This is a genomic window from Paenibacillus sp. W4I10, assembly GCF_030816325.1.
Taxonomy (GTDB): Bacteria; Bacillota; Bacilli; order Paenibacillales; family Paenibacillaceae; genus Paenibacillus; species Paenibacillus amylolyticus_B.
In genome coordinates, this window is record NZ_JAUSXX010000001.1 from 2,525,386 (window position 1) to 2,543,542 (window position 18,157).

Below are 18,157 nucleotides of genomic sequence, written 5' to 3' on the forward strand. Positions count from 1 at the left end.
CACCTGAATAAATACTGCGTTTGATTAACCAAGGTTAACGACTGACATAGATCGGAAGCGTGAACCAGAAGCAGCTTCCTTCTCCTTTTGTACTCTGAACCCCGATCTCGCCACCATGGAGTTCCACAATCGATTGAGCGATGGCAAGGCCAAGCCCGGCCCCCCCATTGCTCTTGCTACGTGATTTGTCAATTCGATAAAAACGTTCAAATATACGCGAAGTTTCCTCCGCTTCAATGCCTTCCCCTTCATCCGTAACTGAAATCCGTATAAACAGCCCCTTTTCTTTGGCAGACAGAATGATTTTTCCTTCAGTAGGAGAGTATTGAATGGCATTTTGCAGCAAATTGGAAAGGACCCGCTTCATTTGTGCAGGCATCATAACCGCGGCTGGTAATTTATCGGGCAAATCGATTTCAACGTTCAGCGTTTTCTCAGCGAGATGAAACGAAAAACTCTCCAACGTACTGAGCAGCAACTCATCTACGTGACAAGGCTGAGGGTCAAATACCTCCCCTTGCGCTTCCAGGCTGGATAATTCGAACAAGTCTTGAATAAGCCCTCCCAAACGCTTCGTTTCAAGTCGTATCGTGTTCAGGTAACGCTGAAAGGTTTCTTTATCCTTAATGACATCATCCTCCAACGCTTCGACGAATGACTGAATGGATGCCAAGGGAGTCCGTAAATCATGGGAAACATTAGCGATCAACTCTCGTCTCGCGGTTTCTGAGTGATGCAGATGATCAAAGCTTTCCTTCAGCTTGGAACTCATTTCATTAAATTGCTGTGCCAGGAGCTTAAATTCCTGCGTACCGATGAGAGGGACTTCCGTATGGAAATCCCCTTCGGCAATTCGTATCGTCTGTTGTGTAATTCGCGCAATTGATTTCTCTAATGGCTTAGTCAGCAAATATTGAAGAATAAACGAAAGTAAGCCTACCCCTGCCGTTATAGCCGATAACCAATACAATTGTTCGATCGTAAGCAGCATTTTGGAATAACTGATGAACAAACAAATTAATAATACGCCAATGCCTGTGAGACTGGACAACACCAAGTATGTGCGAAGTTTCATGAACTGCCACCCGCAAACTTGTAGCCTATACCCCAAACTGTTTTAATATATTTTGGATCAGAAGGATTCTGTTCGATCTTCTCTCGTAATCTCCGAACATGTACAGTCACCGTTGTTGTATCTCCCTCATAGCTAAAATCCCAAATCTTGCTTAACATCTGGTTACGGGAGAACACCTGGCCCGGGTGACTTGCCAGCAAATACAACATCTCAAACTCTGTAACGGTCAATTCAATGGCCTGCCCGCTGATATGCACTTCACGCTTGGTAAAATCAATGGTAAGCCCTTCATAATTGATCGTATATTCAGATGTTGTAACAGGTGATGCCTGCGCAATTCGCATTCTCCGCAGGATTGCCTTCACACGTAAAACAAGTTCTCTCGGACTAAAAGGTTTGGTCAGATAATCATCCGCCCCCATCGTCAGTCCCATCAGACGGTCCTGTTCCTCACCCCGGGCCGTCAGCATTACAATGGGCACATCCTCAGTTTGCCGAATCTCGTTGCATACTTCCCAACCATTCTTATGTGGCATCATCAGGTCGAGCACAATCAAGCTTGGCGTTTGGCTGTGCCACAGCTCAATAGCCTCCAAACCGTCCTTGGCCGTCACAACAAGATAACCTTCCCGTTCCAAATACCTGCGACAAACGTCGGTAATATTCGTATCATCATCAGCAACCAGTACACATTCATTCAAACAAACCCACCCCATATTCCAGAAAATACATTTGAGCCAATCATATCATATGGTGATGGCGCTGCTTAGCCCTTAAATTACTTCATTCCCATGACTGGCATCATGTACTGTTTAATTACAGACTCAGCCGCATACGAATTCCCTTCATGGATGACAGGCATCGATTTCAAGTTAACTTGCATACCGTCTACCATGATTTTTTTCGATCCAATCCACAATTTAATCGTTTTTCCCGCAGGCATCATCGTTTCTTCCATCATCATGTCGTCTTTCATCATCATGTCGTCTTTCATCATCTTTTCGTCTTTCATCATCATGTCGTCTTTCATCATCTTTTCGTCTTCCATCATGTTGTCGTCTTTCATCATCTTGCCGTCCATTTTGCCCATATACATCAAAGTTACAGATCTGTCCTTGCTGTCCCACATAATGCTGTAATCATACATTTTCGCCGCCTGTCTCAATTGAACAAGCTCCATGCCATCCTTTTTAATCGTTTTCATATCTGCAGCACTTGCCAATCCAGAAAAGGCCATAGACATCATCAATACCGCTGCTACCATCACTTTTTTGCTCTTATTCGTTTTCATCATTCTTATCACTCTCCATTCGTTTATTACTTACATGGATTACAATAAGCAAGACAGCTTACGATTCTCTAAGCGAAGTATTACGAAACCATTACGATATATAAATGGAGTCAGGTTTCAATAAAAAAGGTTGAAATCTCTCTTACGAGAGACTCCAACCGTTTCTTCTAGGTCAAACGAATAAAATCAATCATGGATCGAACCTCGATCGGTCCCGGATTTGATATCACATCATTAGACTGCAAACCCTCTCTGGAAGTGAACTGCACCTTCACCGGAATGCCAGGAATCAAGTCGAAGAAGTTATCCGAGAAGACACCCTCCACATCCGAAGATAGCCATACCTGTTTAGCAAGCACATCACTTTCCAGTACCAGATGAACGCCGTTCTCATCCGCTCCTCCGCTTACATTGATGTTTGCAGGCTGCAGAGCAAGGTCTTTGGACGGTACAAAATAGTGTTCCTGTACGATATTCGCCGCACCTTCCTGTTTCAGATCCAGGCGCAGCAGCGTGTTAGCTGTATCATGACCTTCAAGCCATTCCGTGTTACGTAATGACAGCACTCGATCACCTGTATTAGGTGCCAAGATCACGTCATGTGTTTCATCACGATGCACCGTTCCATCGAACCCGAGTAAACGAATCTGTAACTGCCCTTTTACAGGTTGTAATTGATCCGAGATGATATATATATCTGTTGTATCTTCTTTTGTTCCATCTACGGATACCAACACATCGCTGAAGCTGCGTTTCGCATAATATTGCAATGCTTTCCAACGACCAAGGTAGTCCATACCTGCCCATGAAGCCACCGGCCAGCAATCATTCATTTGCCAGTAAAGTGTGCCCATGCAGAATGGTTTGCGGCGACGGTGCGCTTCAATGGCTGTCTTCATCGCTTCCGCTTGAAGCACCTGGCTCATATACAGGAACGATGGGAAGTCCTTCGATTCATGCATGTACATATCCATGTACTGTTTGATCAGACGATTGCCTGCCCCATTCTTTTGATGTGCAAGCATGACTTCCGATTCCAGAGCAAGATCTTCTTCTTCCGCGTAAGTGCGTACTGACTTGTACTCCGGGAAAGACTGGAATCCGTATTCACTCATGAAACGACCCACATGCACATTATAGTTTTCGAACGGTTCTACATTGTGCCACACGCCCCAGTAATGGATATCCCCTTCGGCTGTGGACGGGTGCGCATGTTGCTTCTCATCCTCTGTCAGGGATACAAGTGGTGAAGAAGGCCAGTAATCCACACCTGGAGCATACGCTTCAACGACTTCTGGCAGCAGATCATGGAAGATGGCTTCGTAATCGGCCCAGATGCTCTCACGCTGCTCGGTAGTAAATTCCTTTTTCCAACCCCAGCCACCATTCTCAACATAGTGAGCCCAAGCCGAATCAATCTCGTTGTTCCCACACCAGAGTGCAATACTTGGATGGTTGCGCAGACGTTTCACATTATCAATGGCTTCATGTCTTACACTGTTCAGAAACGCTTCATCTCCTGGATACATGCTGCATGCAAACATGAAGTCTTGCCATACCAGGATTCCGTATTCATCACACAGTTCGTAGAACACATCCTGCTCATAGATTCCGCCACCCCACACGCGCAGCATATTCATATTGGACTCGGCTGCGGATACGATCTCATGACGATAACGTTCATGAGTAATTTCAGTGATGAAGCTATCATTCGGAATGTGGTTGGCCCCTTTGGCAAAGACCGCAACACCATTTATTTCAAAATAAAAGGATGCTCCTGCTTCATCTTTGTCACGTACCAGCCGAATGGAACGAAGCCCAGTCTTCACTGTAGATTCAGCCACAGCTCGCTCACCTTGAAGCACTTCGGTAAGGAAGGTGTACATATGCGGATCACCAAGCCCACGGCTCCACCACAATTTCGGTTTATCAATGGAGATTGGAATCTCCACAGTCTGAGTTCCGGGTTGTAGCGATACGGATCTTTCCCATCTCTGTCCATCTGCGCCGATACGAATAATCGTATCTACCGCTTGTGATGTCTCGACTTCCACAACAGCAGTTAATGAAGCTGAGGTAGCGCTTACTTCATTTTGCTGGATATACACATCATTGATTCGTACCTGTGTCCAACCTTCAAGACGTGCTTCACGCCAGATCCCACTGGTTACAAAACGCGGACCCCAGTCCCAACCATAGTGATACGGGGCTTTACGTGCAAAAATACTTACTCTCTTGTCGCCAAGTCCGCCAACATCGGACTGATCATTGGATGCCGGTAAAGCATATCCGAGCTTCTCCAGCTTAGGCAGATCTTCCTGAATCGGTGACCGAAAACGTATTCGGAGAATGTTACCGTTTCCCTTCAATACAGCCTTTACATCTGCCTTCCATACTCGGAACATATTATCTGCTGATAACACATGCACATCATTCACATACACATCCGCATATGTATCAAGACCATCAAACACCAGTTCCAGATGTTCCTGGGAGAACAACGCTTCGGCAACGTCAAATTCCGTCTGATATTCCCAATCTATCTTATCAATCCACTGTACTTCCTTCTCGTTTGTTCCATAAAAAGGATCTGGAATCTTGCCCAGCTTCAGCAAATCTGTATGCACACAGCCGGGCACCTGAGCCGGCATCCACTCTTGATCTTCGCAAGCCTTGAACGTCCAATTCTGAAAAACCTGTGATTGTATTGTGCTCATGACAGCCTCCATTGTTGTTAGAGTTGTTAACCAATATTTTGTTAGGTTTTGTTAGTATAAAAACAAATAACTTACAAAACAAAATTAACACGATATGCTTCTTATAGTCAATCTGTTTTGTAATTTAATTTGTTAAATAGTTTCTGCATAACAAAAAGACATGAAGCTCTAACCTCTCCATGTCTTTCACCTCATTTCATTTACCCGTATGATCATTGTTAAAATGAGCCCGTAAGTTCATATCCCATTACTGTATACTGGCGTTATATTCATCACGAATAATTAATTCCGAATAGATCAGCTTGCGTTCATAAGGTTCATCTAGATGTTTGATCCGCCACAACAGCTGGTCTACTGCTCTCGTGCCCAGATTCTCTTTGTTAATATGTACCGAAGCCAGAATGGGTTCATCCGTCTGCGTATTGTCAAATCCGGTTACAGCACAGCGTTCAGGCACCTGAATGCCTCGACTTTGGAGTGCCTGAATGACAATGACAGCTGTATGATCATTCGCACACACGATAACTTCAGGGATATCCTCCAGCTCCATTTCAGCAATGGATCTCCGGATCTGATCATACTCTGGTCCCAGTAAGCCTTCTTGCTGTTCCCCCTCCAACTGCTTCTCTTCCAGCACAGTACGATATCCAAGCCAGCGTTCTCTGAAACTTGCAGCATCGGGCAGTTGCCCGGCAAACTGGAACCTTCTGTATCCTTTTCCAACGAGCATGTTAACCAGTTCTTTCATACACTTTATATTGTCCGTAAAAACTGAGTCTGCGTATATGGCAGGGTCTTCATGATCCACCATAACAAGCGGAATACGCAGCCTGTAAATCTCCAGCAATACCGATGTCGAGATGGTGCCCACGGTAATGACTCCGCTGATTGCTTCGGGATTAAGGACCGAAAACATCCGATCTGAAGAGGGTTCTGTTAACGTTAAAATATCCATTCCCTTCTCATTCAACCTCTCAGAAATTCCGTCAAACACAGGACCCCAGTATAAGGAGGACCGATTCTGAGAACGAATGTTGGGAAATAAAATCAATATCGTGCCTTGTCGCTCCGCTTCTGGCTTCATCTCCGCTGATATCTGTGTCTCACCCGGATAACGCTTCGGTTCGGTTCTGAAATACCCAAGCTGCCCCGCCGTTCTGACAATCATCTCGCGTGTATGCTCACTCACACCAGGCTTGCCTGTCAGCGCACGGGAGACTGCGAATTTGGACACTCCCGCAGCATCCGCAATTTGCTGCATCGTTACTCTTTTGGCCATCCTACTCACCCGTTTTTCCTAATTTTCCATTCAGTGTAGCATAAAAAACAAAAATCAACAAAACAAGTTATGTTATTTTGTTTTTGTTAGGTAGTTGATTAGCTGTTACACAAGGTGAGCGACATAACCAAAAAAAGACCCTTTCCTCACCTTCCATAGAAGATGACGAAAGGACCCTTTGTCCCCCAATTATACGCCTGGTGCTCCCTGATCGCTGAGTTCCGACTGTAAAACCGGGCGTTTTCTACGCCAGAAGATAGGCTGTGGAAGTTTGATCTCTGTGATGAGAACACCAACCAACATCAAAGCTGCTCCCGCATACCCTTGCAACGTTAGCGATTCCCCTTGAAAGGTAAATGCAAATGCTGCTGCAAACAGTGGTTCGAGTGAAAAAATCAGACTTGTTCTTGTAGGAGAAGCATGACGCTGCGCGAGTGTCTGCAGAATATACCCCAAGCCACTACACAAAACACCTAACCCGAGAATGGCTGCCCAGGATTCAGCCGTATCGGGCATACGTGGCGTTTCCAGCATGAATGTAGCTGCAATTCCCCACATCGCTGCAACACCTAATTGAACTGTTCCCAATGTTAGTGGATCATGCTTCGGTGTGAACTTGCCAGCAATCATTATATAGATGGCATACACAAGTGCTGCTAGTATGCACAGAATATCTCCCGTGTGCAGACTAAGCTCATGTTGAAGCGTCAACAAGCCAAGCCCGGTAACTGCAACCAGGATACTGAGCGTCAATCGTTTGTCCGGCATACGACGATGCTGGATGGTCGTCAGGATCGGTACAAAAATAACGGCCAAACTTATCAAGAATCCCGCTTGGGATGTCGTTGTTCGTTGCACACCATAGGTGATAAATACAAAGGCAGCAAATAAAGCTGTCCCCATAATCGCTCCGGCCACAAGTGTTCTGCGATCCATCTGAAACAACCGCCGATGAAAAATAAGTCCTGCCGCAATAAAGGCAATTCCAAAACGAAATGCGACCAGATTCAGTTCTTGCATGGACTCTAGGCCCGACTTCATAAACAGATAGGATGATCCCCAGATGACCGTTGCGAGCAGCATCTGGATGTCCGCTCTTCTCGTTGCCTGACCTTGATTAACCTGTACACCATTCATCTTGCTTCAACCTTCATTCTATGTATTCTGATCTGTGTGATCGTGCGTCGAACTAACTCGCCTTGGCAAGTATAAACGATCTCTTTGCATTATAAAAATGAATATTTATAATAGATTATATGAAATAAACTCATGCATCGAAAATGGGAAGGAACGGGACCATTTATGTCGCTGATCAAATACGAAATATTGAATACCGTTGTGGAATATGGCAGTCTCACCAAAGCAGCTGAAGCGCTGAATATCACCCAATCCGCAGTCAGCCATGCCATTGCCAGTCTGGAGACAGAATGTGGTTTTTCACTGCTCCATCGCGGCCGCTCCGGTGTGCGTGTTACCGCTGAAGGCGAACGCATTCTGGGATACACCCGTGAGATTCTGCGCTGGACGGAACTGATGAACCAGGAAATCTCCCTCATTCGCGGTGCAGAGATTGGTACCGTGCGTATTGGTACTTTCGCCAGTGTCTCCACACAATGGTTGCCGGGCATCCTGAAACAATTTCGCCTGCGTCACCCGGGAATTGAGATCAAGCTGTGGGAAGGCGATTATGCTGAGATTGAGGGCTGGCTGGCTGGAGGCGCCATCGATCTCGGATTTCTGTCCCTCGGCGATTCATCACCTTTTGAGACGATCCCATTGCAAAAAGACAGGATGATGTGCATCCTGCCTCTGGATCATCCTCTCGCCTCAGAGGAGTCTGTTTCATTTGATATTCTGTTGGAGCAACCCTTTATTCTGCCCAAATGGGGCGGAGATAACGAGATTGAACGACTGATCCGGCAGCATGCAGCCAAGCTTAATGTCGTCTATGAAGTCGCAGAAGATCAAGCCATCATGGCGATGGTCCGTAATGGCCTCGGTATCAGTTTGCTTCCGGAAATGGTTCTTCAAAATCATACTGATTCGCTCGCGCTCGTGCCACTAACTGGAGATCCTTATCGTACGATTGGCATGGCCTGCCCGTCTTTGGTTAATCTATCGCCCGCTACGCGGCGGTTTATTGAAGAGGTGCAACAGTGGCTCGGCCCGGCTATGTAACTTTGGAGAACTCACTACCTGTCGTCATGATCGACTTTTTCTATCCGTTACTCACGTTACTCACAAATTGTATAACACCAAGAGTCAGCAGCAGTATAAATATAACCGCAATCGTGATGCCAAAACCAATTAGGAAGCGCACGCCAGGTGAGTGTTTGTTCTGCTGGCTACCTCCCAGGTTATCCAGCTTTTTCTCAATTTGATCCAACCTTTCATTCACCTGTTTCAGATCTTGATTGGAGCTCATTCATCCATCTCCCTTTTCTGCGTATTCGATCTATTCCCACACCCGATCCAGCTGATCTGCGTAGTAACGGATGGCTCGGTTATAGTCATTGATTCTCTTGTCACTTGATGTGTCCGCAAGTTGCACGAGCAATCGTTGCATCGCTTCTGCATGTTCACCCAGATTATAGAGCACCATGGCATAGAAAACCTCAAATTCCCGGTACGCCGGGAATTCTTTCATGCCTTTTTCAAACCAAACCTTTGCCTGCTCATACTGTCCAAGCGTTCGATATGTACTGCCTAGTCCGAGTATTGCACCTACCCTGTCCTCGCCAGAAAGTCCAAGACTCAGTGCCTTCTCATAATGCGGAACAGCTTCTCGCTCTAACCCAAGCGAATCATGCGCCCAAGCGAGCTGATACCAGACATTCGCATTCTCGGGTTCCTGGACTGTAATCTCTTGCAGTAGTTCAATCGCTTCCTGCACCTTACCTTCTTGTCTCCATCTTACGGCCTGTTCCAAATTACTCATGCTGTCACTTCCCATCTTGCATTATAATTTCCACATATATGATTCAATTGTTTTATTATACCAAAAAAGCACCCCAGAGAATATGTTGTAACAACTCAAGGTTGTCCAAACGCTATTCCATAGTGTGCTTTTTCATTCGATGCAGCCTGTTATAAAAAATGGACTAAAGCATATTTCCACTGGACACTTCGATGACAGAACAACCTTCCGATCGCTGTTATCCCCGGATTTTTCGAATCATTTTAACAAAGGTGAAAAGCCGGGGATAAAGGCGAACGCTTTCGCTTCTTCAGGTTCTTTCTGTCCTCTCCGTTTTGTGTAAATGTTTAGTTCAATTTATATAGCTTAAGCTGAAATCTCTCTGAAAAATGATCTGTTCATCGTCTAATTAAGACCATACCGTATTCGCTACCATGACAATAAATACGAGCATGAGATAATTAACCGAGATCAGAAAGTTCACTTTTGCCCACTTCTCATCATCCTGTGTCTTCAGTCCGCTAAGTGTATGCACGAACCAGATCAATCCACCGACCAGAGATACAATCAGAAATACCAGACCTACGTAGTCGTAATAATACAACAGAAATACAGCAGGAAGCAGCAGAAAAACATAAGGAATCATCTGAAACTTGGTGCGTTTCACCCCTTTAACCACTGGCAATAACGGGAAGCCCGCAGCACGATACTCCTCTACCCGGCGAATACCCAATGACCAGAAGTGTGGTGGTTGCCACAAGAACAAAAGCGCGAACAGCAACCAGGCACCTGCATCAATCTCATTGGTTACAGAAGTATAACCGATGACAGGAGGCATCGCTCCCGCAATTCCACCCAGCGACGTGCTCCACGTTGAACTGCGTTTCAACCACATCGTGTAAATCACGATGTAAGCGAACCACCCAAGCAGTGCCATCCAGCCTGATAACGGATTCACCAGGAGATATAGTACTGCTAGTCCCACAACACCAAGGATAATGCCATAGCCAAGTACAAACCCTGGCTTCAGATGGTTAATGTAATCCATCCTTTTTTTGGTGCGCTCCATCTTTTGGTCCAATTCACGATCCCAATAATTGTTGATTACACAAGCTGAAGCAATAACCAAGGTTGATCCAATCACGACCATGAGCAGAGATAACCATGCAATATCCCATTTTGAAGCTACCCAGAATCCTACCGCCACCGCAAACACATTTAACCTTAGAAGTCCGGGCTTAGTTAATGCAATCATGTCTTTAAGCATGAGGCTCCTCCTGAACTATGTAAAAACGCCATTCCAATAATGATACATGTACCTACCATTAATTACAATCGCTTTCATGAATTTGTCATAACCAAAAAGCATCCCTCACCGTTCCAATGAACAGGAGGAATGCTTGAATGATGAATTTCATCTTATTTTATGGGATGTATTGTTGTACAATTTTAGTAACTTTTCCGTCCTGCACCGTCAGATGATACGGGAATACGGACAGATCAAGAATACGGGTATTCTCATACAACGATTCGAACTTGGATAATGTCACGGGTTCATTCCACTGAATGTCTGCGCCCTGCATCGTACCATCCCGATCATACAACTGCATCAATACTTCAGCATTGGCACTAACCTCAACCTGCTCCTGCTCTTTGCTGTCATTGACAATATAGTAACCATCTGGAGCACCGTCTATACCTGCTTCCGGATTGCGCTGTGCAAAAATCGCATCGGCTTCTTCACCCTGATACCAGCCAATCTTGTCCACTGTCATAAACAATTTGCCGTCTTCTATATGCATACCTTCAACATAGGCTGTAAACATCTCGGAGTTTGCAACCTGAGCTTCTTTCGCAGAAGGTTGTTGAGCGTCCGTACTACCTTGAGCATTCGCAGGGGTAAGTAAATATGTAGTCAGCACAATCATGCCAAGTAAAGCAACAACTGCACCGATCATTCCTAGTTTCCATTGTTTTGTCGCGTTCTTCATAGGTAACATCTCTCCTTAATATGAACGTTACTATTCCTTAACCGGAAGTCTTCCTTCTCAAACGCTCATGTGAACTATCGATTCCAACGTTCTTTCTTTTCCTATCATACTTGGAACAGGGATTATAAAAGTATCAGCCAGATTAAAAATAGTTACAATGTGCGTCATCACTCGTGTCTGTAGTCTCCGTAAACGGCAATAACCCCTGAAGGCATCGCCATTCAGAGGTTATTGACTAGCATAAGATTCTTATGTTTGTTCATGAATATTATGCTTATGCATACATGTTAATTTTAATGATTGGTTGTGGAGTCTTGTGCCAAACGAACGAGCATATGAGCCAGCATGTGGCGTTCATCTTCCTTGCCGACATTCCACAGCTCCTGAAGCAACTTTTCTTCACGGTTACGAGGCTCTTCGTTCGCAGCCAGATGGTCAGCTACTTTCTGGGCAATTTTAGCCATCTGTTCTTCACTTAATCCGATAGACTCGCCCATCGCAATTCGTTTACCTAGGTATTCTTTGAATGCATCAAAGTTCTGTAAAATCTGTTCTCTTTCTTCCGGCGCAATCTTCTCAATTGCATTGTCCACCTTGTCCGTTGAAACTTGGCCATCTTTATGGATTACATGATTTTCTTCATTCATTTGAATAACCTCCTGTATAATAGTTTGTTTATTGATATTAAGCTTTAAACTTAATACTCATTGGTTATCTATAATATAAACGTATTGCAGAAGTTTAATCAGCACGTTCACTTCTGTATATATCTTCTATGATATGAGCAAATACGCGTTTCAAAAGAACTACAGCGGTTAATCGTTTACATATACGTAACGGTGTTTGGATATGTTAATGAACACCTTATACAATATTGAACCAGGAGGGATATCCCATGCGTGATAAAACCAAACATGAGAAGAAAAATGATGAACTTGAACCAGGAGTGAATACCGTTATCCATCCAGACAAAAATAATCCCGGACCAACCGATATGATCGAAGGCGTGGTTGGCGATATCGTGGACAACATTCGCAAAGACTTCTCCCATGACTCGAAGGATAAGACATCTTCTTCCAAGTCAACGGATTCATCAGACAAATAAGCGTAATCCTTTTCTCCCTAGCAAAAGACAGCTCAAAAAGTCCTCCTGCCACATGTATGGCTTGGGAGGACTTTTTGGTAATGAACAATTAAATAATCAACCTCATATTTGAAGGTGAAATTCAACGTGAATCCTTTGTCATCTGCTGTAACGCCTTATGAATCCAGATCGCGGCAATGGAACCTTCACCCATCGCAACGGTTGCTTGTTCTGCGTGCAGGCCCAGATCCCCGGCAATCCAAACATTTGTCGCTGCCTGCAAGCTGCGTGGATCAGCTTCTACATGTTTATTATCTGCGATTACAGCTCCAAGCTGCTCCGCCAGTTCATAGTGTACCCGGTTGCCTCCAAATGCGATAAATCCACGCTCCGACTCAAAAATCTGTCCATCTTCGGTCAGAACACCGGTGATATGGCCATCCTCAATCTGTTGTACTTCCTGAACAGCCGCTTCCAGATAACGAACTCCCGCCTCTTTCATGCTGCGATGCACCTCTGCAGATATGGGAGCCTGCTCATGATTGATATATAACAGATCATTCGTACGCTGAATTAAAATCATCGCCATATTGGCACCTGGTTCGCCAGATCCCAATAGTACCGTACGTTGATCCTGAATCTCATAACCATCGCAATCAGGGCAGACATAGACTGTACGGCCCAGCGTCGGAGTTAATCCCGGAATATCTGGAACTCTATCTGTGAGCCCCGTTGCCAATAACACGGTTTTGCTCCTATATTCAGTTCCTGAAGTACCGAACAATTGGATCTTCTCTCCATGACGTCCTGCTTTAACAATACGGTCTTTCTCAAAAGATACACCGGTCCGCTCTGCCTGCATCCTGCCTCGTTCTCTAAGCTCTTCACCGGATACCCCATCGGGGAAACCGAGGATATTATGATAAGTCCGGCACAACGTCGATCTGCCTTCTCCCGCGTCGATTACCAACACCTGATGAGCTGAATAACGTCCAAGCTGAATGGCTGCCTGAAGCCCTGCGAGCCCTCCACCTACAATTATGCAATCAACCTCTCGCATGCTCCTTCTCCTCCTAAACTATAATATTGAACTAACAAATATTCACACTGGTCACTCCGATGACAGAACAACCTTCCGATCGCTGTTATCCCCAGATTTTTTTTATCTTTTACAAAGGTTAAATCCGGTGATAAGCGTATGCTTTCGATGCAGCTTTCTTTCAGAAAGCTTTAGGCGCACGCTTCGCTTCTTCAGCTTCGTTCTGTCCTCTCCGTTTTGTGTAAATGTTTAGTTCAATATATACTATTTGTCCTTCTATACATTAAACCGTTCAGCCAAGCTTAAACGATTCCTCATATTGCTTATCTTATACCAAAACAAACAGACCCAAACCATCCGGCAGCATCCCGGTTCGCTTGAGTCTATCCAATTCATGAATATTTAGAAGTTATACGATTCAAATCGCGAAGCATTTGAAATGGCGTTCCATACATCGGCTGTTTCGCCGCCCATATACCAGTAAGCCAGTCCAGCGATTTGCCGTTGCTCACTCATTAACACTTTGGCTGATAACGAACGACTGTCCTCTGCCCATATATATCTTGGCTTATCATTACTGTTGTACCCGATAATATATTGAACCAGACTTGCATCCCATCGTCTTACAGATCCCGTAGCATGCGCACGCATTCCCTGGTCTGCCAATGTAATGTCCCAAGAGCTGGTTGCTGGATTCACTGAAGACCAGTCTCGTGTATACAGCGGAAGGGCCAAAATTGTTTTAGCACGTACCACCTCGGAGAGCATGGTATCCAAAGCCTTTTCCACCCATGGAAGAGAAGCCACTGATCCTGCTTTCGGATCACCGTTCCAGTGTTCCTCGTATCCCATCAGCACCATATAATCCGATACAGCGCCCAGTTTGGCATAATCAAATGCATCCGTCCAATCAGTACCCAGGTCTGGCGATACATCCACAGAAACAACTGCACCCAGTGCGTGCAACGTAGCCGTCAAGGAGGTGACAAATGCCGTCAGACCTTCACGGTCCGCTGGATCAACATTCTCGAAGTCCACATTAATGCCGTCCAGTTTATAGGTTTTGACATAAGCGGCTACCTGTGAGATCACTGCCGCTCGGTTGGCTGAGCTGGATAACATCTGATGGGTAAGTGCCGAATCGGAACGATTCCCAAGTAATGGCCATAGCTGCCTGTCGGTGGCGGATGCCCAGGAGATCAATGCCGGGTCTGCGTGATCCGTTACTTTCATACTGCTGTTCAGGAAAAACCAGCGTGGGACAAGCGTATTGACCTCAGACTGTTCCACTTGCTTCTTGAATTCAGCTGTAGTGGAGTTATATTGCCAGCCCAACTGAACGCCAAGTTCATCCCCACGTTTTAATTGCTCAGACCATGTTTTTTTTTGTAAAATGGCATCGAGCATTACGGCTGCTTCTTCTCGCGTTACCTGGTCATGTGGTCGAAACACGCCTCCTCTTCCCCGCATTAGTCCAAGTTGATATACCGTCTGCACATAAGGACGTGCCCAGTCCGAGATATCCGCTGCGTCAAAATACGTTGAAGATAAGAGTGATGTCTCTATGGGTTGTTGTTTCAACATTCGAACAAGAAGGGCAGCCGCTTCTTCGCGCGTAATGGAAGCATTAGGCTGGAACGTTCCCTGACCCTTACCCTCCAGAATAAAAAGATTCGTCATGGCGGCAACGTTGCCGTAATACCAAGCATTCATGCTTATATCCTGATAGGGATTTATATTATTTTTAACGGGCTTCAAACCTAGTAATCTCACCGCAAACGTCGCAAATTCTGCACGAGTAACAGCTTTCTTCGGTTCAAACGTAGTCTCTGACGTACCGGCAGCAATGCCTTTATCCACCAGATGTGTAATGGCATCCTTCGCATAACTGGTGCGTGTATCCTGAAACTGTTGCTGCACGGTTGCAGCCTGAACAATAGAGCCGTATCCAGCCACCGATCCAAGTGTTAATAACCCGCATAAAGCCATTTTCCATATCCGTTGGTTCGTTATGTCTTTTAATCTATTATTCACATTAAAAAGCCTCGCTTCATTGGATTACGATCAACTATCATCGTATCAAATTGAAGCGAGGCCGTATGTGGTTAAATGTTGGGAATGCGAAGCTTACTTGTGTACTTTTACGCGCTCTTCAATTGGTTGGAATTCTTTCTCACCCGGTGCTGCCGTTGGTTTACCAAATGGCATTTGAGCGATCAATCTCCAGTTCTCAGGAATGTTCCATTCTTGCTTCACTTTCTCGTCAATCAACGGGTTGTAGTGCTGCAAAGATGCACCCAGACCTTCTTGTTCCAGAGCAGTCCAGATTACCAATTGCAACATGCCGTTGGATTGGTTAGCCCAGATTGGGAAGTTATCTGCATAAGCTGCAAAATTTTGTTGAAGCTGTGCGATCGCATTGTTGTCTTCAAAGAAGAGAACCGTACCATATCCGCTGCGGAATCCAGTCATTTTTTCTGCTGTGGATTTGAAGGCTTCTTCATTGCCTACTACTTCACGCAAAATTTCTTCTGTGTGATTCCACAATTTATCATGTTGTTCACCGAGCAATACAACGGCACGGGATGTTTGTGAGTTAAAAGAAGTTGGTGTATATTTCACCGCTTCTTCTACGATTTCCTGGATTTTAGCATCCGAAATTGTAGATTCCTTGCTGATTCCATAATAAGATCTTCTGTTTTTCAACGCATCAAAAAAAGTTGTCATTCTTATTCGCCTCCCAAATTTTTTTCAACTGCCAACATAGTAACTATAATATAGTAACCTACATTAGTCAACAAACTAATTTATTTTCACTAAATATACATTCACCGAAAATATTTCAACAAGTTTGCCCAAAACAACAATTGGAATTATCCTTCGCCCGTCTTTTTGCGATAATCCGCCCGGTATTTCTCTTCCGTAGACGAGTTACTTTTTGTCTGATCTTTATTCTTCTCTTCCTGAGCTTCCATATTCAGATCTTCCATCGGAATTGGATCTACAGTCTGTTCTTCTTCATGTCGGTCGAGCAGACTTTCGTGCTCTGTCTTATATTGTTCAGGATTGTCATGGGATTGTTCCTGTTGGGTATCGCTGTTATTCTGATCCGGTGTGCGCTGTTTCATTCATATTCGCCTCCTCTGGGTTCATTACCTTTCTTTACCTGTTCTGCGTGTCCTCTAAACACAGTGGGATGCATTCCTCAAACGAAAATCAACAAAAAAAGCCAACCAGACAAGCTGGTCAGCTCAAAGACGACTTCTATGATTGGCGATGCAATTGGGTACGGTACAGATCAGGCGAACATCCCACACTTTGTTTGAACATCCGACTAAAATGCGAAAGGCGTTTGAAACCGGACAATCGACTTGCTTCTGTCACGGTGATCTCGGGCTGGAACTGAAACAAAAGCTTCGCCTGATTGATGCGACGGTCATACAGGTATTTGAATATTGTCAAACCTGTCATTTCCTTGAACATACCTGCCAGATATGGCTTGGATAGATGTAATTCCAGTGCCAGATCATCCAGACCAATGTCCTTCATATAATGGGTATCCACATAACGAATAATGTGTTGGACATGCCGCTCCCTCTCCGATGAGGGAAGTTGTTCCTGGACATCACCCTGGCAGATCTCTGCTACAAAATACAACAGATCACACAGTCTGACATTCATTCGCTCTTGCCTGAAATTGCTCTGACTTTGAGAAAGACGATGAAGATCATGCAATAGAGCTTCGAATTCAGAGCGGTTATTTCCCTTCAGATTTACCCGACAGTTTCTGAGTTCTTCAAATGGTCTCAGGACCTCAGCCATACGGTCCGGATGCAGGCTGCTGCGAATGGCAGACGGATCAAAATGCAGTGTGCTTCGCTCGTAAGCACTGCCTGGCTTCGGATGTGGTCGGTGAAGGGTCAAGCCATGCATTAACACCAGATCACCCGGCTCCAGATTATATACCCGATCTCCTATGATATAGGTACATTCTCCGTCATGAAAATAATAAATCTCATAATGTGGATGTGAATGGAATCCATCTGACTTGCCTGGGTTAAACGTGCTGGTGGATCGGTAACTATACTCCAGTGAAGCACTAAATTGCATCATGCTCGGCACATTCATGCACCTCCTGTTCGGAAGAGGGAAACGATTTGTGTCATGCCCCTGTAGGATATATGAAAGTGAAATTATAGAAGCTGTTTAATACTCTCTTGAATCTCGTCGATGGAATCGATCGGTTCGAAGCGTCTGACCACACGACCCTCTGCATCAATCAGGAATTTCGTGAAATTCCATTTGATTGCATCGCCGTGTAACCATTCCGGTGCCTTCTCAGCCACCATTAATTTCAATAATTTGGCCTGTATATCTGTTTCATCAAAGCCAGTAAAAGGCCCTGATCTTTTCAAAAAGTCGTAGAGCGGGTGCGCCGCTTCTCCATTCACATCCAGTTTAGAGAACATCGGAAATTTCACACCATAGTTAATCTGACAAAAGGATTCCGCTTCCGAACTGCTTCCAGGCTCTTGCTCTGCAAACTGGTTACACGGGAAACCAATAATCTGAAGCCCTTGATCCTTGTACTGGTCATACAGCTTCTGCATGTCATCGAACTGATGCGTATACTTACATTTACTTGCAGTGTTTACGATGAGCACAGGCTTTCCTTCATATTGATAGAGTGGGAAACGTTCTCCACTGGTTCTGGTTACGGTAAAGTCATAGATGGTTGGCATAAGTCTAGTGCACCTCGCGATA

At 45.0% G+C, this 18,157-nt stretch carries 19 protein-coding genes; 2 read left to right on the plus strand and 17 right to left on the minus strand.

From position 1 onward, the window contains the following. Window positions 1-34: 34 nt before the first annotated feature. From QF049_RS11020 to QF049_RS11045, 6 genes are all read right to left on the minus strand, one after another. Window positions 35-1,075 carry a sensor histidine kinase gene (locus tag QF049_RS11020; RefSeq protein WP_307537361.1) on the minus strand — a complete coding sequence of 347 codons (1,041 nt, stop codon included), beginning with the start codon at window positions 1,073-1,075 and terminating at the stop codon, window positions 35-37. After that, window positions 1,072-1,776 (minus strand): response regulator transcription factor, encoded by a 705-nt coding sequence (locus QF049_RS11025; RefSeq protein WP_017688950.1) that lies wholly within the window; start codon window positions 1,774-1,776, stop codon window positions 1,072-1,074. The genes QF049_RS11020 and QF049_RS11025 overlap by 4 nt, the downstream gene beginning before the upstream one ends. Before the next feature lie 77 nt (window positions 1,777-1,853). Next, window positions 1,854-2,369: a hypothetical protein gene (locus QF049_RS11030; RefSeq protein ID WP_307537364.1), complete on the minus strand. Its 516-nt coding sequence runs from the start codon at window positions 2,367-2,369 to the stop codon at window positions 1,854-1,856. Between the two features lie 164 nt (window positions 2,370-2,533). Then, entirely contained in the window at window positions 2,534-5,083 is a 2,550-nt protein-coding gene (locus QF049_RS11035) for a beta-mannosidase (RefSeq protein WP_307537367.1), read from the minus strand. A gap of 247 nt (window positions 5,084-5,330) precedes the next feature. Then, window positions 5,331-6,362, minus strand: coding sequence for a LacI family DNA-binding transcriptional regulator (locus QF049_RS11040; RefSeq protein ID WP_307537369.1), 1,032 nt, complete (start codon window positions 6,360-6,362; stop codon window positions 5,331-5,333). 189 nt (window positions 6,363-6,551) lie between these two features. Beyond that, window positions 6,552-7,499: a DMT family transporter gene (locus QF049_RS11045; RefSeq protein WP_307537371.1), complete on the minus strand. Its 948-nt coding sequence runs from the start codon at window positions 7,497-7,499 to the stop codon at window positions 6,552-6,554. Window positions 7,500-7,664: 165 nt separating this feature from the next. Between QF049_RS11045 and QF049_RS11050 the strand changes: the two genes are divergently transcribed. Further along, on the plus strand, window positions 7,665-8,540 hold the full coding sequence (locus QF049_RS11050; RefSeq protein WP_307543201.1) for a LysR family transcriptional regulator: 876 nt from the start codon (window positions 7,665-7,667) through the stop codon (window positions 8,538-8,540). A gap of 40 nt (window positions 8,541-8,580) precedes the next feature. Here QF049_RS11050 and QF049_RS11055 read toward each other — a convergent pair whose 3' ends face one another. The 5 genes from QF049_RS11055 to QF049_RS11075 form a co-directional block, all read right to left on the minus strand. Beyond that, on the minus strand, window positions 8,581-8,787 hold the full coding sequence (locus QF049_RS11055; RefSeq protein ID WP_307537374.1) for a hypothetical protein: 207 nt from the start codon (window positions 8,785-8,787) through the stop codon (window positions 8,581-8,583). A gap of 30 nt (window positions 8,788-8,817) precedes the next feature. Beyond that, window positions 8,818-9,300 carry a tetratricopeptide repeat protein gene (locus QF049_RS11060; protein ID WP_307537376.1) on the minus strand — a complete coding sequence of 161 codons (483 nt, stop codon included), beginning with the start codon at window positions 9,298-9,300 and terminating at the stop codon, window positions 8,818-8,820. Between the two features lie 388 nt (window positions 9,301-9,688). After that, window positions 9,689-10,546 carry a heme o synthase gene (cyoE, locus tag QF049_RS11065; protein ID WP_307537378.1) on the minus strand — a complete coding sequence of 286 codons (858 nt, stop codon included), beginning with the start codon at window positions 10,544-10,546 and terminating at the stop codon, window positions 9,689-9,691. A 157-nt stretch (window positions 10,547-10,703) separates the two neighbouring features. After that, on the minus strand, window positions 10,704-11,270 hold the full coding sequence (locus QF049_RS11070; RefSeq protein WP_036609022.1) for a hypothetical protein: 567 nt from the start codon (window positions 11,268-11,270) through the stop codon (window positions 10,704-10,706). Window positions 11,271-11,563: 293 nt separating this feature from the next. Next, window positions 11,564-11,917 (minus strand): DUF3243 domain-containing protein, encoded by a 354-nt coding sequence (locus tag QF049_RS11075; protein WP_091017009.1) that lies wholly within the window; start codon window positions 11,915-11,917, stop codon window positions 11,564-11,566. Between the two features lie 248 nt (window positions 11,918-12,165). Between QF049_RS11075 and QF049_RS11080 the strand changes: the two genes are divergently transcribed. After that, window positions 12,166-12,375, plus strand: a complete 210-nt coding sequence (locus QF049_RS11080) for a hypothetical protein (RefSeq protein ID WP_091017011.1) — start codon at window positions 12,166-12,168, stop codon at window positions 12,373-12,375. 121 nt (window positions 12,376-12,496) lie between these two features. On the opposite strand, the gene QF049_RS11085 is transcribed toward QF049_RS11080, so the two are convergent. The 6 genes from QF049_RS11085 to QF049_RS11110 all read right to left on the minus strand — a co-directional run bounded on the left by QF049_RS11085 (window position 12,497) and on the right by QF049_RS11110 (window position 18,135). Next, a complete protein-coding gene (locus tag QF049_RS11085; RefSeq protein WP_307537382.1) occupies window positions 12,497-13,414 on the minus strand; it encodes an NAD(P)/FAD-dependent oxidoreductase in 918 nt (305 codons plus the stop codon). A gap of 381 nt (window positions 13,415-13,795) precedes the next feature. After that, window positions 13,796-15,427 (minus strand): S-layer homology domain-containing protein, encoded by a 1,632-nt coding sequence (locus QF049_RS11090; RefSeq protein ID WP_307537384.1) that lies wholly within the window; start codon window positions 15,425-15,427, stop codon window positions 13,796-13,798. A gap of 93 nt (window positions 15,428-15,520) precedes the next feature. Further along, complete coding sequence (locus QF049_RS11095) at window positions 15,521-16,120, minus strand: nitroreductase family protein (protein ID WP_036670536.1); 600 nt, start codon at window positions 16,118-16,120, stop codon at window positions 15,521-15,523. Between the two features lie 146 nt (window positions 16,121-16,266). Continuing rightward, complete coding sequence (locus QF049_RS11100; protein WP_307537387.1) at window positions 16,267-16,521, minus strand: hypothetical protein; 255 nt, start codon at window positions 16,519-16,521, stop codon at window positions 16,267-16,269. 136 nt (window positions 16,522-16,657) lie between these two features. Then, entirely contained in the window at window positions 16,658-17,506 is an 849-nt protein-coding gene (locus QF049_RS11105; protein WP_307543203.1) for an AraC family transcriptional regulator, read from the minus strand. 80 nt (window positions 17,507-17,586) lie between these two features. Further along, window positions 17,587-18,135, minus strand: a complete 549-nt coding sequence (locus QF049_RS11110) for a glutathione peroxidase (protein WP_124114201.1) — start codon at window positions 18,133-18,135, stop codon at window positions 17,587-17,589. Between the last annotated feature and the right edge of the window lie 22 nt (window positions 18,136-18,157).